At 66.4% G+C, this 15823-nt stretch carries 16 protein-coding genes and 2 pseudogenes; 5 read left to right on the top strand and 13 right to left on the bottom strand.

The window, feature by feature from the left end; genetic code table 11:
- The 3 genes and pseudogenes from EBI04_RS00155 to EBI04_RS00165 form a co-directional block, all read right to left on the bottom strand.
- Positions 1-453, bottom strand: a complete 453-nt coding sequence (locus EBI04_RS00155) for a hypothetical protein (protein WP_135255526.1) — start codon at positions 451-453, stop codon at positions 1-3.
- 9 nt (positions 454-462) lie between these two features.
- Positions 463-2663, bottom strand: a pseudogene (locus EBI04_RS00160) (DEAD/DEAH box helicase).
- A gap of 19 nt (positions 2664-2682) precedes the next feature.
- Positions 2683-3297 (bottom strand): GNAT family N-acetyltransferase, encoded by a 615-nt coding sequence (locus EBI04_RS00165; RefSeq protein ID WP_206202080.1) that lies wholly within the window; start codon positions 3295-3297, stop codon positions 2683-2685.
- Between the two features lie 36 nt (positions 3298-3333).
- On the opposite strand from EBI04_RS00165, the gene EBI04_RS00170 reads away from it, so the two are divergent.
- Complete coding sequence (locus EBI04_RS00170; RefSeq protein ID WP_135255528.1) at positions 3334-4434, top strand: PIG-L deacetylase family protein; 1101 nt, start codon at positions 3334-3336, stop codon at positions 4432-4434.
- Here EBI04_RS00170 and scpB read toward each other — a convergent pair.
- Both scpB and EBI04_RS00180 read right to left on the bottom strand, forming a co-directional pair.
- On the bottom strand, positions 4360-4902 hold the full coding sequence (scpB, locus tag EBI04_RS00175; RefSeq protein ID WP_135255529.1) for an SMC-Scp complex subunit ScpB: 543 nt from the start codon (positions 4900-4902) through the stop codon (positions 4360-4362). The genes EBI04_RS00170 and scpB overlap by 75 nt on opposite strands.
- Positions 4895-5485: an L-threonylcarbamoyladenylate synthase gene (locus EBI04_RS00180; protein ID WP_135255530.1), complete on the bottom strand. Its 591-nt coding sequence runs from the start codon at positions 5483-5485 to the stop codon at positions 4895-4897. The genes scpB and EBI04_RS00180 overlap by 8 nt, the downstream gene beginning before the upstream one ends.
- Here EBI04_RS00180 and pilC point away from each other — a divergent pair.
- Positions 5484-6704: a type IV pilus assembly protein PilC gene (pilC, locus tag EBI04_RS00185; RefSeq protein WP_135255531.1), complete on the top strand. Its 1221-nt coding sequence runs from the start codon at positions 5484-5486 to the stop codon at positions 6702-6704. The genes EBI04_RS00180 and pilC overlap by 2 nt on opposite strands.
- Here the strand turns inward: pilC and EBI04_RS00190 are convergent.
- Positions 6679-7131 carry an EVE domain-containing protein gene (locus tag EBI04_RS00190; protein ID WP_135255532.1) on the bottom strand — a complete coding sequence of 151 codons (453 nt, stop codon included), beginning with the start codon at positions 7129-7131 and terminating at the stop codon, positions 6679-6681. The two genes, pilC and EBI04_RS00190, sit on opposite strands and share 26 nt — an antisense overlap.
- Positions 7132-7201: 70 nt before the next feature.
- Between EBI04_RS00190 and EBI04_RS00195 the strand changes: the two genes are divergently transcribed.
- From EBI04_RS00195 to EBI04_RS00205, 3 genes and pseudogenes are all read left to right on the top strand, one after another.
- Complete coding sequence (locus EBI04_RS00195; RefSeq protein WP_135255533.1) at positions 7202-7684, top strand: hypothetical protein; 483 nt, start codon at positions 7202-7204, stop codon at positions 7682-7684.
- A 9-nt stretch (positions 7685-7693) separates the two neighbouring features.
- On the top strand, positions 7694-9061 hold the full coding sequence (locus EBI04_RS00200) for an FAD-binding oxidoreductase (protein WP_135255534.1): 1368 nt from the start codon (positions 7694-7696) through the stop codon (positions 9059-9061).
- 31 nt (positions 9062-9092) lie between these two features.
- Positions 9093-9533 (top strand): annotated as a pseudogene (locus tag EBI04_RS00205) (GGDEF domain-containing protein); the annotation flags it as partial.
- On the opposite strand, the gene EBI04_RS00210 reads toward EBI04_RS00205, so the two are convergent.
- From EBI04_RS00210 to EBI04_RS00240, 7 genes are all read right to left on the bottom strand, one after another.
- Positions 9530-10609: a prephenate dehydrogenase/arogenate dehydrogenase family protein gene (locus tag EBI04_RS00210; RefSeq protein ID WP_135255535.1), complete on the bottom strand. Its 1080-nt coding sequence runs from the start codon at positions 10607-10609 to the stop codon at positions 9530-9532. The pseudogene EBI04_RS00205 and the gene EBI04_RS00210 overlap by 4 nt on opposite strands.
- On the bottom strand, positions 10606-11640 hold the full coding sequence (aroF, locus tag EBI04_RS00215) for a 3-deoxy-7-phosphoheptulonate synthase (RefSeq protein ID WP_135255536.1): 1035 nt from the start codon (positions 11638-11640) through the stop codon (positions 10606-10608). The genes EBI04_RS00210 and aroF overlap by 4 nt, the downstream gene beginning before the upstream one ends.
- Positions 11641-11801: 161 nt before the next feature.
- Positions 11802-12581 (bottom strand): VOC family protein, encoded by a 780-nt coding sequence (locus EBI04_RS00220; RefSeq protein WP_135255537.1) that lies wholly within the window; start codon positions 12579-12581, stop codon positions 11802-11804.
- The gene (locus tag EBI04_RS00225; RefSeq protein WP_135255538.1) at positions 12581-13117 is read right to left on the bottom strand and encodes a YceI family protein; all 537 of its coding nucleotides are present in this window, start codon (positions 13115-13117) and stop codon (positions 12581-12583) included. Before EBI04_RS00225 ends, EBI04_RS00220 begins: the two co-directional genes overlap by 1 nt.
- Before the next feature lie 65 nt (positions 13118-13182).
- On the bottom strand, positions 13183-13995 hold the full coding sequence (locus EBI04_RS00230) for a menaquinone biosynthetic enzyme MqnA/MqnD family protein (protein ID WP_167481840.1): 813 nt from the start codon (positions 13993-13995) through the stop codon (positions 13183-13185).
- Positions 13995-15143 carry an aminofutalosine synthase MqnE gene (mqnE, locus tag EBI04_RS00235; protein ID WP_135255539.1) on the bottom strand — a complete coding sequence of 383 codons (1149 nt, stop codon included), beginning with the start codon at positions 15141-15143 and terminating at the stop codon, positions 13995-13997. Before mqnE ends, EBI04_RS00230 begins: the two co-directional genes overlap by 1 nt.
- A complete protein-coding gene (locus EBI04_RS00240; protein WP_135255540.1) occupies positions 15140-15820 on the bottom strand; it encodes a hypothetical protein in 681 nt (226 codons plus the stop codon). Before EBI04_RS00240 ends, mqnE begins: the two co-directional genes overlap by 4 nt.
- Positions 15821-15823 lie beyond the last annotated feature (3 nt).

Consider the following 15823-nt stretch of genomic DNA (forward strand, 5'->3'; position numbering starts at 1 on the left):
TCACTCCCGGAAGAGCATCAGGGGGGGCCAGAGGAGGACCTCCGCCTCCTCGGATAAGGGGACTTCCGCATAGACCACCACGGGCACAGGGGTCTGGAGCAGGTAAAACCCTTCCCCCAAAGGGGTGGTTCTGCCTCCCAAGCGGTAGCTGGCCCCTTCCCGCTCCAGGAAGGCCCCTCCCTCCAGGGGCTTGGCCCGGCGCACCACCCCGTGCAGGAGCACGGGCACCACCCCCGTGGGCGCCGGGGGAGCCCCGCGGTCAAAGGCGTAGAGGATCTGGCCCTGGACCATGGCCTCCAGCACCGGGCTTCCCCAGGGCTCCGGGAAGAGGTGGGCCTCCACGGCGTAGGCCCGGAAACGGGCGAAGAAGGCCTCGGGGCTTTCCTCGATGGGGGGGCCTTTCCCCTGGCCTAGGGCTTGGGGCGGACCGGTGAGGGGGTCCTTGGGGATCATGAGAGAAGTTTAATGTAGGGTCCTTTGGGGAAGGGAGAGGGTGAGGTTCGCCGCCAGGATGAGGGCTGCCCCCTTGTCCAGGTACTGATTGCCGTTCCCGCACTTGGGGGAGAGGACGCAACGGGGGCAACCCTCCTCACAGGGGCAACCCTTGAGGAGCTCCAGGGCGGACCGGACCCACTCCGGGAAGCGGCGGGCTGCCTGCCGGGCGTAGCCCACACCCCCGGGTAGCCGTCGTAGATGAAGATGGTGGGGCCTTGCCCTGAGGGCAGGGGCCGGGGGTAGAAGGGGTAGGAAAGGCCCCCGATATCCTGGCGCTCCGCCAGGACGAAGAGGGGTAGAAGGCCGATCATGGCGTGTTCCAGGGCATGGATGCCCCCGGGGATCTGGTGGGGGGGGACCACCAGGGGGGGGTGGAACCAAAGGGCCTCGGTGGGGAAGGAGATCTCGGGAAGCTCTAAGGGGATTTCCTCCAGGACGCTACCGGTGTAGAAGCGCTTCTTGGCGTAGGCCACCACCCTTTCCCGGAGCACCACCTTGCCCACCCATACCCCGTGGCCCACGGCTTCCCCCGAGAGGACCTCCAGATCGGTTTCCGCCCGGGGCTCGGTGTAGTAGTCCTCGAGGGCCGGAAGAAGCCAGATCTCGCGCTTTCCGTGGTCGATGTTCCGCACCAGGTAGCTTTCCCCCCCGTGCAGGTAGACCGCCCCAGGGTGGGCCTCCCAGTAGGCCTGGCGCTCGTCCAGGTAGCCCAGGACCTCCCCCTCCGGCCCCCGCAGGGTGAAGGTGGCCCCCAGCCCCCGGAGGCTTAGGTCCCGGTGGGGGCGGCGCTTCGGGGTGTAGTAGCGCCCTTCCTTTTCCTTGAGCTCGGCCAGGGCTTCCGGGCAGATCACCTCTTCCCGCAAAAGCGGTTTTTCCCAGGCGGCGGCATGCAGGTGCAAAGGGCAGAGGACGGGGTTCTTGGGGTCGGCCACCGCCGCCTCCGGGGGAGTCCTCAGGAGAAGCTCGGGCCGATGGAGGAAGTACTCGTCCAAGGGGTCCTCCCGGGGGATGTAGACCACCAGGGCCCTTCGCCTTCCCCTGCCTGCCCGGCCTGCCCGTTGCCAGAAGGCGGACACGGAACCCGGGTAGCCCACCAAGGCCACGGCGTCCAGCTCCCCGATGTCCACCCCTAGCTCCAGGGCGCTGGTGGAAACGAGAACCCGCACCTCCCCGGACTTCAGGGCCTCTTCCAGGCGGCGCCTTTCTTTGGCGGTGTAGCCCGCCCGATACGGGCGCACCCCAGGGTGGGCGGCGTAGCGGGCGATGAGCTCGGCGCTTTTCCTGGCGTTGGTGAAGATGAGCCCCCTTAGGCCCCCTTCCGCCCAGGTCCGGGCCAGGTGGGCGGCCTCCAGGAGGGGACTTCGCCGCCTTTCCCCCTTGGCGTCCAAGGGCTTGGGAAGAAGCACCAGAAGTTCCCGCTCTGAGCGGGCTACCTCCTCCCTTAGCTCCACAAAGGGAAGGCCGGTTAGGCCTTCCGCGTGCTCCTTGGCGTTGCCGATGGTGGCGCTGGCGGCGATCACCTGGGGGTTCGCCCCGTAGTGGCGGGCCAGGCGCAATAGGCGGAAGAGGACCAGGGCCACGTGGGTCCCGAAGACCCCCCGGTAGGCGTGAAGCTCGTCCAGGACCAGGTAGCGGAGCCGGGAAAGGAAGGAGGCGAACTCCCCGTGCCGGGATAGAAGGCCAAAGTGGAGCATGTCGGGATTGCTGAGGAGGATGAGGCCCTCTTGCGTGGCCTTCCGCCTTACCTCCCCCCGGGTGTCCCCGTCGTAGGGGTAGATGCCCTTTACCCCCAGGGTTTCCGCCATGGCCTTAAGCCGCCTCAGCTGGTCGTGGGCCAGGGCCTTGGTGGGGAAGAGGAGAAGGCTCGTTTCCCCTTCCAGGGCTGCCTTGAGCACCGGCGCTTGGAAGACCAGGCTTTTTCCGGCAGCGGTGGAGTAGGCCATGACCACGTTCTTCCCCTCCTCCACCAGAAGAAGGGCCTCCCTTTGGTGGGCGAAAGGCTTTAGCGCCAAAGCCTCGAGGATCCCAGCAAAGACCCCCTGGTAGGGGACGGTCTTGGGAGGAATCTGGGGAAGCAGGCGGGCGAAGACGATCCGCCTCCGGAACTCCGGGTTGGCCTCCAGCCAGTCCCGGTAGCTTTCCCATCTCTTTAGGGCCTCGGGCAGCACCCTTTCATTATGGCCTTCTCTAAAGTTCCCTGACCCAGACCTCGTGGACCACAGGGTGGCCGTGGTAGGGAGCCCAGAAGGGGCTGGCCCGCTTGGCGTAGAGGCGGAAGCCCAGGCTCTGGTAAAGCTTCCTGGCGGCGGCGTTGGCCCGAGTGGTGGAAAGCTGCACGCCCCTTACCCCTTTTTCTTTTAGGCATTTCAGGAACTCGGCCAGCAGGGCCTTGCCGATTCCCCTGCCCTGGGCTTTGGGGTCCACGGCGATGTGCAGGTGGGCCGGGTAAAGCCCCTTAGGGGCCTTGGGGCCGGGGAAGAGGACCAGCCTGAGGAGGTAGCGGAGGTGGGGTAGAGGGGGGCCATAGCGGCCGAGAAGGAGTTTCAGGAGGAGGAAGGGCACGCGGGGAAGGAGGTAGAGGGTAAGGGGAAGGTCCGAGCAGGTGCCTAGAATGTAGCCCAGGATCTCCCCTTCCTCCTCGGCCACCCGGTTGCAGCACCCCCGCCTGAGGTAGGGGGCCACAAAGAGTTCGCCCCAAAGCTCTTGGCTGGGGAAGACCCTAGGCCCGGCCCGGCCCAGGAGGAGGGTGCCGTGGGAAAGCCGGGTGATGGCGGAGAGGTCCTTTTCCTCAGCGGGGCGCAGGACCACAGGACCACTCTAGCCCGTAAAATGCCCCTCGTGCGCCGCCTGGCTCCCTGGCAGTGGCTTCTTCTCCTTCTGGCCCTCTACCTGCTTCTGGCGGAGGCCCTTAGGCTTTGGCTCGGCCTCCTCTGGGCGGAGCGGGTGGGGCTTGTCCTTGCGGCCCTAGGGGTGTGGGCCTTCATCAACGGGCGCTTCATCTTCGCCTACTACCATGCCCTCGCCACTTCCTTGCGGGTTAGAAGGCTACCCTTAGCCCCGGGGCTGGGGCCAGGGGAGCACCTTTTGGTCCTGGCCCCCCATCCCGATGACGAGGTGCTGGCGGCGGCGGGCCTGATGCGCCGCACCCTGGAGGCAGGGGGGCGGGTGAGCGTGGTTTACCTTACCTCGGGGGATGCTTTTGACCTGGCTGCGGGAAGCCCCCTGCCCTCCGAGGAGGCCCTGCGCCACCTGGCCTTAAGGCGCATGGTGGAGGCTTGGCGGGGCCTCGAGGTCCTGGGCCTTCCCCGGGATAGCGCCTATTTCCTCGGTTTCCCCGACCAGGGACTTTTCGCCCTCTTCACCACCCACTACTATCTGCCCTACGAAAGCCCCTACACGGGGCTTAAGGCGGTGGCCTACCGTGGGTCTTACCGCTTGGGGCTTCCCTATACGGGGAAGGCTTTGGAGGCCACCCTGGTGGAGCTTTTCTCCTCCCTCAAACCCACCCGAATCCTTCTGCCAAGCCCCCTGGATGCCCACCGGGACCACCAGGCCACGGGCTATTTCGGCATGCGGGCGGCGGCCTCCTTGGGCATGGAGGACAGGCTGGAGTACTACCTCATCCACGGAGGGTACCAATACCCCTTGCCCAAAGGCCTCCATCCCCGGCTTCCCCTGTACCCGCCCCCCCGGGGTAGGGGGCTTCCCTGGCGGCGCTTTCCCCTCACCGAGGAGGGGGTTAGGCTAAAGGAAAAGGCCATCCGTGCCCACAAAAGCCAGATGCGCCTTCTCGGCCGGTTTCTTTTGGCTTTCGTGCGGCAGAACGAGCTCTATAGCCCCCTTCCCATCCCCGCCCGGGAGGCCCTAGCCTCGGAGGAGGAGGGGTGGGCCGTCCTCGGTCAGCCCCTGGGCTTCCTTGAGGGGCGGGAGGTCCTCTAGGCTTTCCAAGCCGAACACCTCCAGGAAGCGCTCCGTGGTGCCGTAGAGCTTGGGCCGGCCCGGGGCATCCTTTTCCCCCACCACCCGGATCAGACCCCGCTCCAGTAGGCTTTCCAGCACGCCCTCCACGCTCTTCCCCCGCATGGCTTCCAGCTCCGCCCGGGCCACGGGCTGGTGGTAGGCGATCAGGGCCAGGACCTCCAGGGCCGCCTTGGAGAGGCGGGGGGGGCTCGGCTTGAGGACCCTTTCCACCGACTCCAGGGCGCTTTCGTGCACCACCAGCCGCCATCCTCCCGCCACCCGTTCCAGGGCTACCCCCAGCTCCCCGTCCCTTAGGTCCGCCTCAAGGGCCTTAAGGGTGCGGAGGAGGGTTTCCTCGGGGTAGCCCAGGGCCTTGAGCTCCTTCAGGGCCACGGGCCTACCGGCGGCGAAGAGCACCGCAAGAAGCTCCGCCTTCAGGCTAGGCATCCTGGAGGTAGGGCAGAAGGGCTTCCTTGGGGATGGCCCCTTCCCGCAGCACCTTGCCTGTGCGCAGGTCCACCACGCTGGAGGCCAAGCCCATGGCCTCCCCCGGGAAGACGTAGTCCACGGCAAAGGCCCGGGCCTCGGCCTCCGAGCGCACCGGAGGCTCACCGCTCCTGTTGAGGCTGGTGGCCGCCGCGTGCCCTCCCACGCGGCGGAGGAGTTCCCGCAAAGCCTCGTGGGCGGGCATCCTGAGGCCCACGGAACCATCCCGGCTGATCCAGGGGGGGATTCCCTGCCCCGGTACCACCACGGTGAGGCCCCCGGGCCAGAAGGCCTCCGCCAGGCGCAGGAACTTTTCCCGTAGCTTCCCGAGGTCCGCAAGCCTGAGGGCGCTTTCCAGGTCCGCCACCAGCACCTGGAGGGGCTTTTCCTCTTCCCGCCCCTTAAGCTCGTAGATGCGTCGGCAGGCGGCCTCGTCCTCCATCCGGGCCAGCACCCCCCAGACGGTGTCCGTGGGAAAGGCCACCAGACCGCCACGCCGAAGGGTTTCCGCTGCTTCCTGCACCTTCTGGTATACTTCTTCCATGCCAGTCTACCAGTATAAGGCCCGCGACCGCCAGGGCCGCCTGGTGGAGGCCACCATCGAGGCGGAGGATCTGCGCACCGCCGCCAGGCTCCTCCGGGACCGGGGGCTTTTCGTGGCCGAAATCAAGGAGCCGGGGAGGGGCCTGCAGGCCGAGGTGCGCCTTCCTGCCCTGGAAAGGGGCCCTGGCCTGAAGGACCTGGCCATCTTCTCCCGGCAGCTGGCCACCATGCTGGGGGCGGGGCTCACGCTTTTGCAGTCCCTCTCCATCCTGGAAAGGCAGACCGAGAACAAGAAGTTCCGGGAGATCATCAAGAAGGTCCGCACTGACATCGAAGGGGGCATGGCCTTTTCCGACGCCCTGGCCAAGCACAAGCTCTTCTCCCGGCTTTACGTGAACCTGGTGCGGGCCGGGGAGACCTCGGGCGGGCTGGACGTGATCCTGGACCGCCTGGCCACCTTCCTGGAGAAGGACCTGGAGCTCAGGGGCAAGATCCGTAGCGCCATGACCTATCCCGTGATCGTCTTCGTCTTCGCCGTGGGTGTGGCCTACTTCCTCCTCACGGGCATCGTGCCCCAGTTCGCCCAGATCCTCACGGACCTGGGCTCGGAGCTCCCCCTCCTTACCCGTTTCCTCATCGCCCTTTCCAACTTCCTGCGGGCGGCCACGTTGCCCCTCGTGCTTTTGGCGGTGGTTCTCTTCTTCGCCTACCGCTGGTACTACGGCACCCCTCAGGGCCGCAAGGTCGTGGACCGGATCAAGCTCCGCGTCCCCGTCTTCGGCAACCTCAACCGCAAGACCGCCGTGGCCCGCTTCTCCCGGACCCTGGCCCTCCTCCTGCAGAGTGGGGTGAACATCGTGGAGTCCCTGGACATCACCAAGGGGACGGCGGGCAACAGCGTGGTGGAGGAGATCGTGGACACGGCCAGGCTCAAGGTCCAGCAAGGGGAGCCTTTAAACCTCACCCTGGCCCAGCATCCCTTCGTCTTCCCCCCCATGGTGAGCTCCATGGTGGCCATCGGGGAGGAGACGGGAGCCCTGGACACCCTCCTTTCCAAGATCGCCGACTTCTACGAGCGGGAGGTGGACGAGGCGGTGGCCAGCCTCACCGCCGCCATCGAGCCCCTCATGATCATCTTCCTGGGCGTGATCGTGGGCATGATCGTGGCGGGGATGTTCCTGCCCCTCTTCAAGATCATCGGCACCCTTTCCGCGCAATAAGCCTCTTTGCCACCTCCGGGGGAACCGGCATCACGGAAAGCCGGTTCCCCTTTCGCACCAGGGGGTGGTCCTTAGGGAAGCAGGCCCTGAGCTCCTCCAGGGGAATGAGGGGCCAGACCTCGAGGAACTCCACCTCCACTGTGTACCACCGAGGCTTTTCCCGGGTGGATTTGGGGTCGAAGTAGGGGCTTTCCGGGTCAAACTGGGTGGGGTCGGGGAGGAGGGTACCCATCACCCGGCAGAGCCCGGCGATGCCCGGCGGGTTGGCGCCCGAGTGATAGAAGAAGCAAAGATCCCCCACCTGCATTTGCATCAGGTAGTTCCGGGCCTGGTAGTTGCGCACCCCGTCCCAGATGGCCCTTCCCTCCCGTTTGAGGTCCAGGATGCTGTACACCTCGGGTTCGGATTTCAAGAGCCAGTAGGCCATGCCTCTAAGTCTAAAGGGGCCTTTAGCGGGGACAAAGCCCCTTTCTGAAGGGTCAGGGGAGCATAAGGGTATGCGGGGCCTTGTGCTGGTGTCCCTTTTCCTTTCCGCCTGCACCCTGACCCTGGAGGTGGTCTACCCAGGCCACCGGATCGCAGGCTTGAGGACGCAAGAAACCTACTGCACCGCCAGCAACACCCGGGTGGACTTCGCCTTTGACCTGGAGGGAAGGCTGGACAAGGTGGAGTTTTTCTGGATTCCTGAGGGATTGACCCCGGACCAGGCCCGCCTCGAGGAGCGGTATGCCCTCTCTGGCCCCATCCGTGCGGGGCGGGTAGAGGGTTGGTTGGAGGTGACCCCCGAGGGAGAGGTGCAGGCGGTATCCCTTACCTCCTCTGGAAGCCTTTCCCTGAGGCCCCAGGGGATCGTTGTGGAGCCCCTGCCCGACCGGAGGCTTTGGCTCAGGGGGTATACCGGGGGTCTGGCGGGGCCCTTCGTACCGGCGGCCAACCGGGTCCGCCCGGACTCCTCTCCCCACTGCGACCCTGCCTGGTAGCCTTAGGGCATGGGGGTCCGAAAGATACCCTCCCTGGCCGAGGAGGTCCGCTCCGAGCTCAGGACCCTCTTTGGGCCCAGGGTGCTGCTTTCCCGTTCGGAAAAAGGGGTTTACCGCTACGACGCCATTTTGGTGGGGCCAGAGCCCTTGGCGGTGGTCCTGCCCGAGAGCCGGGAGGAGGTGCAGACCTTGGTGCGCCTGGCCCGAAAGCATGGTCTTTCCCTGGTGGCCCGGGGGGCGGGAAGCGGCCTCTCAGGAGGGGCGGTACCCGAGGAGGGAGCCCTCGTGGTGGCCTTCACCCGCATGACCCGCTTGGAGGTGGATCCAGAAGGGCGTACCGCCTGGGCCGAGCCCGGGGTGACCACGGCCAGGATCTCGGAGGAGGCCAGGCCCTACGGGCTTTTTTACCCGCCCGATCCCGCCTCGTGGCGCACCAGCACCCTGGGGGGAAACCTGGGGGAGAACGCCGGGGGGCCCCTTTGCTTCAAGTACGGGGTCACGGGGGATTATGTGCTGGAGCTGGAGTTTGTGGATGCCTGGGGGGAGGTTCACCGCCTGGGTCGCCGGGCCTACGACCTGCCCGGCCTCCTCGTCGGTTCCGAGGGAACCCTGGGCCTCATCACGGGGGCCAGGGTGCGCCTCCTTCCCTTGCCCCGGTACCGGGCCACCTTGATGGCGGCCTTCCCCGAGGTGGGTGCCCTGGCCCAGGCGGTTTCCCAGGCCATCGCCCGGGGGGCGGTGCCCGCCCGGCTGGAGTTTCTGGACCCCACCTGCGTGAACGCCGTGGAGGACTATCTGGGCATGGGCCTTCCCCGGGGGCACGCCCTCCTCCTGGCGGAGACCGATGGGGACGACCTCGAGGTGGTTCAGGAGGAGCTTTCCCTGGTGGAGGAAACCGCGGCTAGCCTTGGAGCCAGGGTGGAAAGGGCCCGGGACGAAAGGGAGGCGGAGGCCCTCTGGCGGGCGCGCCGGGCGGTGAGCCCGGCCTTGGGCCGCATCCGCCCCAAGCGGGTCAACGAGGACATCGCCGTGCCGAGAAGCCATCTTCCCCAGGTGGTGTGGGAGATTTCCGCCTTGGGGGAGGCCTATGGCCTGGTGGTGGCCCAGTTCGGCCACATCGGGGATGGAAACCTGCACCCCAACATCCTCTTTGACCCGCGAAGGGAAAGCGAGGAGCGGGTGTGGGAGCTGGCCCATGAGATCGCCCGGGTGGCCCTCAGGCATGGTGGCGTCCTTTCCGGGGAGCACGGGATCGGCCTCATGAAGCGGGAGTTCATGAGGGAGGCGGTGGACGAGGCCACCCTCGAGGCCTTCCGCACGGTCAAGGCCACCCTGGATCCCGAGGGCATCCTGAACCCGGGGAAGCTCCTGCCCTAGCACGGGTTTCTTTCACGGGGTTTTAACAGGAACCGGTCTACCCAATAATAGGAGGGCCTTGGAGATGGCTTTGAAAAGGGAGGCGGCCCGGGTGGAGCGGGGGGAGGCACCCTTTGCTTTGGTCCTTGTGGACCTGGACGATTTCAAAAAGGTGAACGACACTCAGGGCCACCAGGAAGGGGACCGTCTCCTCAAGGAGGTGGCCCAGTACCTGGTAAACCACGTGCGCCAGGAGGACCTGGTGGGGCGCTGGGGCGGGGAGGAGTTCGCCCTTCTCCTTCCCAAGATCTCTGGAGAGGAGGCCATGCAGGTGGCGGAGAGGATCCGGCGGGGTCTCAAGCGCCTGGGGATTACGGGAAGCTTTGGGGTAGCGGTGTACGAGGGGGACTTGAACGACCTGTTCCGGAAAGCCGACCGGGCCCTCTACCTGGCCAAGGAAGGGGGCAAGGACCGGGTGGAGCGGGATCCTTAGGGCAGGCGGTACCCCGCCTGAGCCAGCACCTCCCGGGCCCTTTCCCGCTCCTCCCGGCTGGCGAAGCCCAAGCGGATGGCCCCGGCTTCCTCCCGGATGGTGAGGACCTCGATGTCCTTGATGTTCACCCCCGCCTCCCCCAAGGCGGTGGCGATCCTGGCGATCTGGCCGGGGCGGTCCGGCACCTGGACCACCAGGTCGTGCATCTCGGGAAGGAGGCTCCGGCGCACGATGGGGAGGCTATCCCGGGTGCGCTTGGCCTCTTCCGCCGTCCGCAGGAGGGCTTCGGGTTCATCCAGAAGCCCTTCCAGTTCCCAAAGCGCCGCGCGCAACTCCTCTATGGCTTCCTTGAGGGCCTCCTTGTTCTCCACCACCATGTCCCGGCTCATCCGGGGGCTTCCTGAGGCCACCCGGGTGAGGTCGCGGAAGCCTCCGGCGGCCAGGAACATCAGGAGGTCCCGGTGGGGGCTTTGGGCCACCAGGCGGTTCAGGGCCACCGCCAGGAGGTAGGGCAGGTGGGAGATGCGGGCCACCAAATTGTCGTGCAGCTCCGGGGTCATCTCCAAGGGGTAGGCCCCTAGGGCCTCCACCAGCTTCCGGATTCCCGCCTTTGCCCGGGGGCTGGTGTGCGGTGTGGGGGTCAGGACCCAGATGGCGTTTTGGAGAAGGCCGGCGTGGGCATTCCCCACCCCGGCCCGCTCGCTCCCCGCCATGGGATGCCCCCCCAGGAAGTGGGGGAGGAGGCCCTCCAGGGCCCCCACCACCTTGGCCTTGACGCTGCCCACATCGGTCCAGAGGCTTTCCGGGCTGGCGAAGGAGGCCAGGGCTTTCCCCAGGTCCACCAAGGCCCCCACAGGGGCGGCCAGGACGCCCAGCTGAAGCTCCCCTACCCAGGGTCCCAAGGCGGGGTGCACCCGGTCCGCCACCCCCAGGAAAAGGGCCTTTTCCAGGGCCTCGGGATCCTGGTCGTAGGCGTGGATCTCCTCGGCCAGGAAGCGTTCCTTCAGCCCCAGGGCCACGCTCCCGCCCAGAAGCCCCACGCCGAAGATGCCCACCTTGGCGAAAAGGGGTTTCATCCCAGAACCGGTGTGGAAAGGGTTTTGCCCAGGGCCTCCACCAGGCGCCGGGCCTTGGCCATGAGCTCGGCAAACTCCAGCTCGTGAAGCTGCTGGGCCGCATCGGAGAGGGCCTTTTCGGGCTCGGGGTGGGTTTCCACGATGAGGCCATCCGCCCCGGCGGCCAACCCCGCCAGGGCCAGGGGGATGACCCATTCCCGCCGGCCTGCGGGGTGGGAGGGATCCACCCAGACGGGGAGGTGGGTGGAGCTCTTGAGCACGGGAACCGCCGCCACGTCCAGGGTGTAGCGGGTGGCCTTCTCAAAGGTGCGGATGCCCCGTTCCACCAGGATCACTTGCATATTGCCCCGGGAGAGGATGTATTCCGCGCTCATCAGGAACTCTTCCAGGGTCATGCTCATGCCCCGCTTGAGGAGGACGGGTTTTCCCACCTCACCCACCGCCTGAAGCAGGGGGAAGTTCTGGGCGTTGCGGGCCCCGATCTGCAGGACGTCGGCGTACTCCGCCACCAGCTCCACCTGGTCTGGGGATAACACCTCGGTGACCACGGGAAGCCCGGTTTCCCGTCGGGCCTCCGCCAGGATCTTCAGGCCCTCTACCCCCAAGCCCTGGAAGGCGTAGGGGCTGGTCCTGGGTTTGAAGGCCCCGCCCCGGAGTATGGCGGCCCCGTGGGCTTTCACGTAGCGGGCGGCCTTGAGGGTCTGCTCCCGGGACTCCACCCCGCAGGGCCCGGCGGCGATGAGCACGTGGTCTCCACCCGTTTTCCCGGTGGGGAACTCCAGCACCGTGGGGAAGGGCTGGACCTCGAGGCTCGCCAGCTTGTAGGGCTTGGAGATGGGGATGACGTCCGCCACCCCGGGAAGGGCGCGGAAGTGTTCCATCAGCTCCGGGGTGGGCCCGCGGCCGATGGCCCCCACCAGGGTGGTTTCCACCCCCCGGGAAACATGGGGCCGGTACCCCACCTTCTCGATTTCCCGGATGACCTCATCCAGCTCCGCTTCCGTGTGTCCCCGCTTCATCACGATCAGCATCTTGGCCTCCTAAAAGCCTTGGGCGCCCCCTTTTTGGGGGCGCCCTCTTGCGGAAAAACCCTATGCGGACCGCAGGGCGCCCCCGGCGGGATAATAAAAGCCAAAGTAGCGCCCATAGGTCCGCATATTGCCCCTAAGCTTAGTTAAGGGGGAAACCCCTGTCAAGAGGGCGTAGGGGCCTTGGTCCTTGGACCTGAAAGGCGAACCTCTGCCCCTGTGGGATCCCTGAGGGCCATCTCCCGGCCCCAGGAATCCAGAAGGGTGTAGCCCAGAAGCCCAGTGGACCCTGGGGGGGCTTTCCGCCTTCCTGCCCAGATGTTGGCTCCCACGTGGTGGTGGTAGCCATCCCAGGCGAAGAAGAGGGCCCCGGGGTAGGTGCGCAGGGTGACCTCCATGCCCAGCTCGCCCGCAAAGAAGGCCTCGGCTTCCTCGAGGCTTTCCACGTGGAGGTGCAGGTGGCCGAGGAGGGTCTCAGGGGGAAGGGGGCCGGGGCTTGGAGCCTCGGAAAGAAGCCTTTCCAGGTTCAGGGGAGCGGTGAACATCAAGGGTCCTTTGGGCCACTCCCCCTCAGGCCGGTCCCGGTAGAGCTCGAGGCCATTCCCCTCAGGATCGCGGAAGTACAGGGCCTCGGATACGCCGTGGTCCGCCGCGCCCTCAAAGTGGACCGGGGCGCTTAGGAGCTTCCGGGCCACCTGCGCCAGGGCCTTCCGGTCGGGGAGGAGGAGGGCGAAATGGTAGAGACCCACCGAGGGGTAGGGTCTTGGGAGGGCCTGGGGGTCGTGGAGGATCTCCAGATGGAACCCCTTCCCCTCAGGGAATAGCCGGTAGCGGGGTGGGTCCGCCTCCACCTTTAGGCCCAGAAGGTCCCGGTAAAAGGCCAAGGCGGCCTCCAGGTCCCGCACCCTTAGGCTCAGGGAGGAAAGCCGCCTGGGGAAAGGCATTACTGGGCCACCGCCTCCTTGCCCTTCACCGCCTCGGTGTCCACGCTGAAGCGCACCTCCTCGCCCACCAACACCCCGCCCAGCTCCAGGGGCACGTTCCAGGTGAGGCCGAAGTCCTTGCGGTTCAGCTTGCCCTCAAAGTGGGCGGCCACGCGCTCGTTGCCCCAGGGGTCCTGGGCGGGGCCATAGGTTTCCACCTCAAAGGAAAGGGGCTGGGTGACACCCCGGATGGTGAGCTCCCCCTCCACCCGGTATCGTCCCTCCCCCAAGGGGGTGATCCGCTGGCTTTTAAAGAGGATTTCCGGGAAGTTATCCACATCCAGGAAGTCAGGGGAGCGGAGGTGGTTGTCCCGGTCCGGCACGCCGGTGTGGATGCTCTTGGCGTCCAGCCGTGCCTCCACCCGGAGGGGCCTCCCCGCCTCATCGGTTTCCACAAAGCCCTCTTTAAGGTTCAAGGTGCCCTTAACCGTGGCGATCATCATGTGGCGCACGGCGAACTCCACGCTGGTGTGGGTGGGGTCTAGGTTCCAACGCATTTCCGAACCTCCTTGGGCTCGAGGCCCAAGGGTATAGTATCCATAGCGCTATAATCTGTCAAGCATTATCCCGGGTAGTAGCTGGGGGAGAAGGTGAGGCCCAGGGCCTGAGCGAAGGCCTGTAGGCCCAGGCGGTCGGGCTCCTCCAGGTGGTAGCGGAAGTTCCAGAGGTAGTGCTCCACCAAGGCGGGGTGGAGGCCAAGCCGCCGGGCCTCGGCCTCGGCCACCTCCCCAAGCCGGGCAAGCCCCTGGCGCCGGGCTTTCCTCAAGGCCTGCACCAGCTCCAGGGGGGGAGGGGTTTCCTTGCGGTAGGCCCAGACGGCGAAGACGAAGGGAAGGTGGGTGCGCGCAAACCAGAGCATGGAGAGATCCACCACCTCCACGTCCCCGAAGCGGGTGGGGAGGGCGTGGGGGGTTTCGGGGAGGTGGTCTAGAAGGCTGGCGTAGGCCCTTATGGCCCTGTCGCCGATCAGCAGGACCCCGTCGTATTCGTCAAGGAGCTCGAGCCCTCCTTCCCGGTTCTCGTACCGGGGGAAGCCCTCCTGTTCCCTTAAGAGAAGCTTCAGGAGCTCCACGCTGGTGGCGCTCTCCGTGGTGAGGGCGATCCGCCTTAGGTCTGCAAGCCTTCCCTTATGGAACAGGTTCACGGAGTACACCCGCCCCAGCACGGCCACGGAGAAGTCGGGGAGAAGCCCCAGCTCCTCCTGGTGCTTCAGGTAGAAGTAGCTGGAAACCAGGGAAAGCCCCACCTCCCCCGAGAGGACCAGGCGGTTGAGTTCCGAGGGGACCCCGTAGCGAAGGGCCCAGCCGTTGGCCTCCAGGAAATGGTAGAGGGGGGCGGTGTTGGCGTAGAGGGGAACCCCTAAGGAATAGATCATCAGGCCCCTTGGGTACCTCCCTCGGCCAGAGGAGCCGCCACGCTGTCCCAGACCCGGATCTCCCGGTAAAGGGCGTCCCGCTCCACAGGGATCCGTCCCGCTTTGCGGATGATCTCCGCAAGCTCCCTCTTGGATAGCCCCTTGGGGGTGGGGCTTCCCGCCATATGGACGATGCGCTCCTCGATCAGGGTGCCGTCGATGTCCGTGACCCCCCAGTCTAGGGAAACCTGGGCCAGCTCCGGGGTCAGGGTGGCCCAGTACCCCTTGACGTGGGGGATGTTGTCCAGGTAAAGCCGGGCCACGGCCAGGTTGCGGAGGTCGTCCAGGCCGGTGGTGAACTCCCGCTTGCCGAGCTGCTTTGCCAGCTGGTTGCCGTCCGGCTGGAAGGCCAAGGGAATGAAGCTCATGAACCCCCCGGTCTCGTCCTGGAGCTGACGGAGCCGGTCCATGTGGTCCAGGCGCTCCTCGAGGGTCTCGATGTGCCCGTAGAGCATGGTGGCGTTGGTGGGGATGCCCAGCTCGTGGGCGATGTGATGGATTTCCAGCCATCCCTCGGCGCTTACCTTGGCCCGGGCGATCTCCTTGCGCACCCTTTCGGCGAAGATCTCCGCTCCTCCCCCCGGCATGGCGTCCAGGCCCGCCTCCTTGAGGGCCTGGAGCACCTCCTTGTAGGGGAGGCGGGCGATCTTGGAGAAGTGGTGAATCTCCGCCGCGGTCCAGGCCTTCACCTGCACCCCGGGGAAGCTCGCTTTTAGGGCCCGCACCAGGTCCAGGTAGTAGGAAAAGGGCCTTTTGGGGTGGTGGCCCGCCGTCATGTGGATTTCCGTGAGGCCGGGCTGGTACCGCTCCCGCACCCAGGCCACAACTTCCTCCACATCCCAGTCCCAGGCCCCCTCCTCCCCGAACTTTCTCTGGAAGGCGCAGAAGGTGCAGCCCACGTAACAGATGTTGGTCTGGGAAACGCGGATGGAATGGACGAAGTAGGTCTTGTGCCCGTGCTTTTTCTCCCGCACCCGGTTGGCCAGGCGCATGAGGCCTGGCAGGTCCCGGGTTCGGTAGAGAACGAGCCCTTCAGCAAAGGTGAGGCGTTCGCTCGCCTCCACCTTTTCGGCGATGGGCCAGAGCTTGGGGTCCCGGATGCCCTTCACAAGGAGGAGTCTACCCCTTCCCGGAACCTTTGGACCAGGGCTTCCACTTCTCTTCGCCTACCCCCCACGCTTTTCCTCGGCAAAAGGCCCCGCAGATAGCGGTCGGTGAGGAGGAGGTCCACGTAGGGGTAGACGGTGGCGGCCATGACCGCATCCAAAAGGTCGGAAGGGCGGGGCTTGCGGTTTAAGTCCGAGGCCATGCGGGCGAGGAGCTCGGCCAAGAGGCGCACGAAGGGCACCTCCTTGAGCCCCGTGCGCCCTTTTATCTCCTTAAGGGCATCCTCGAGGGCCTCCCGGTGAGGCAGGCCCCTCAGGGCCTCGGGTAGGCCCTGGAAGGGGGAGAGGTCGGCGGGGGTGTCCCAGCTTCCTCCCCTCCAGAGGAAGTCCTCCCGGGAAAGCCCCCGCTCCTGGCGCACGGCTACCTCCTGCCAGGAGCGCACCCAGTACCCTTGGGAAAGCTCGGAGAAGAGGCCTTGCAAGGCGGGTAGGAGGTAGCCCGCCTTTTCCTGGGGGCCTCGTACGGGGTACAGGGTCTCCAGCACGTGGAAGGGGCTTGGAGGGGCCAGGACCCGGCCCTTCAGGGCCAGGTAGAGTTCGCCAAAGGCCTCGTGCCCCCGCTGGCCCAGGCGGTGCTTGGCCATGCGGCTGGCGTGGTTTTGGTCCAGGTAGACCAGCAAGTC

Source organism: Thermus caldilimi, assembly GCF_004684245.1.
Taxonomy (GTDB): Bacteria; Deinococcota; Deinococci; order Deinococcales; family Thermaceae; genus Thermus; species Thermus caldilimi.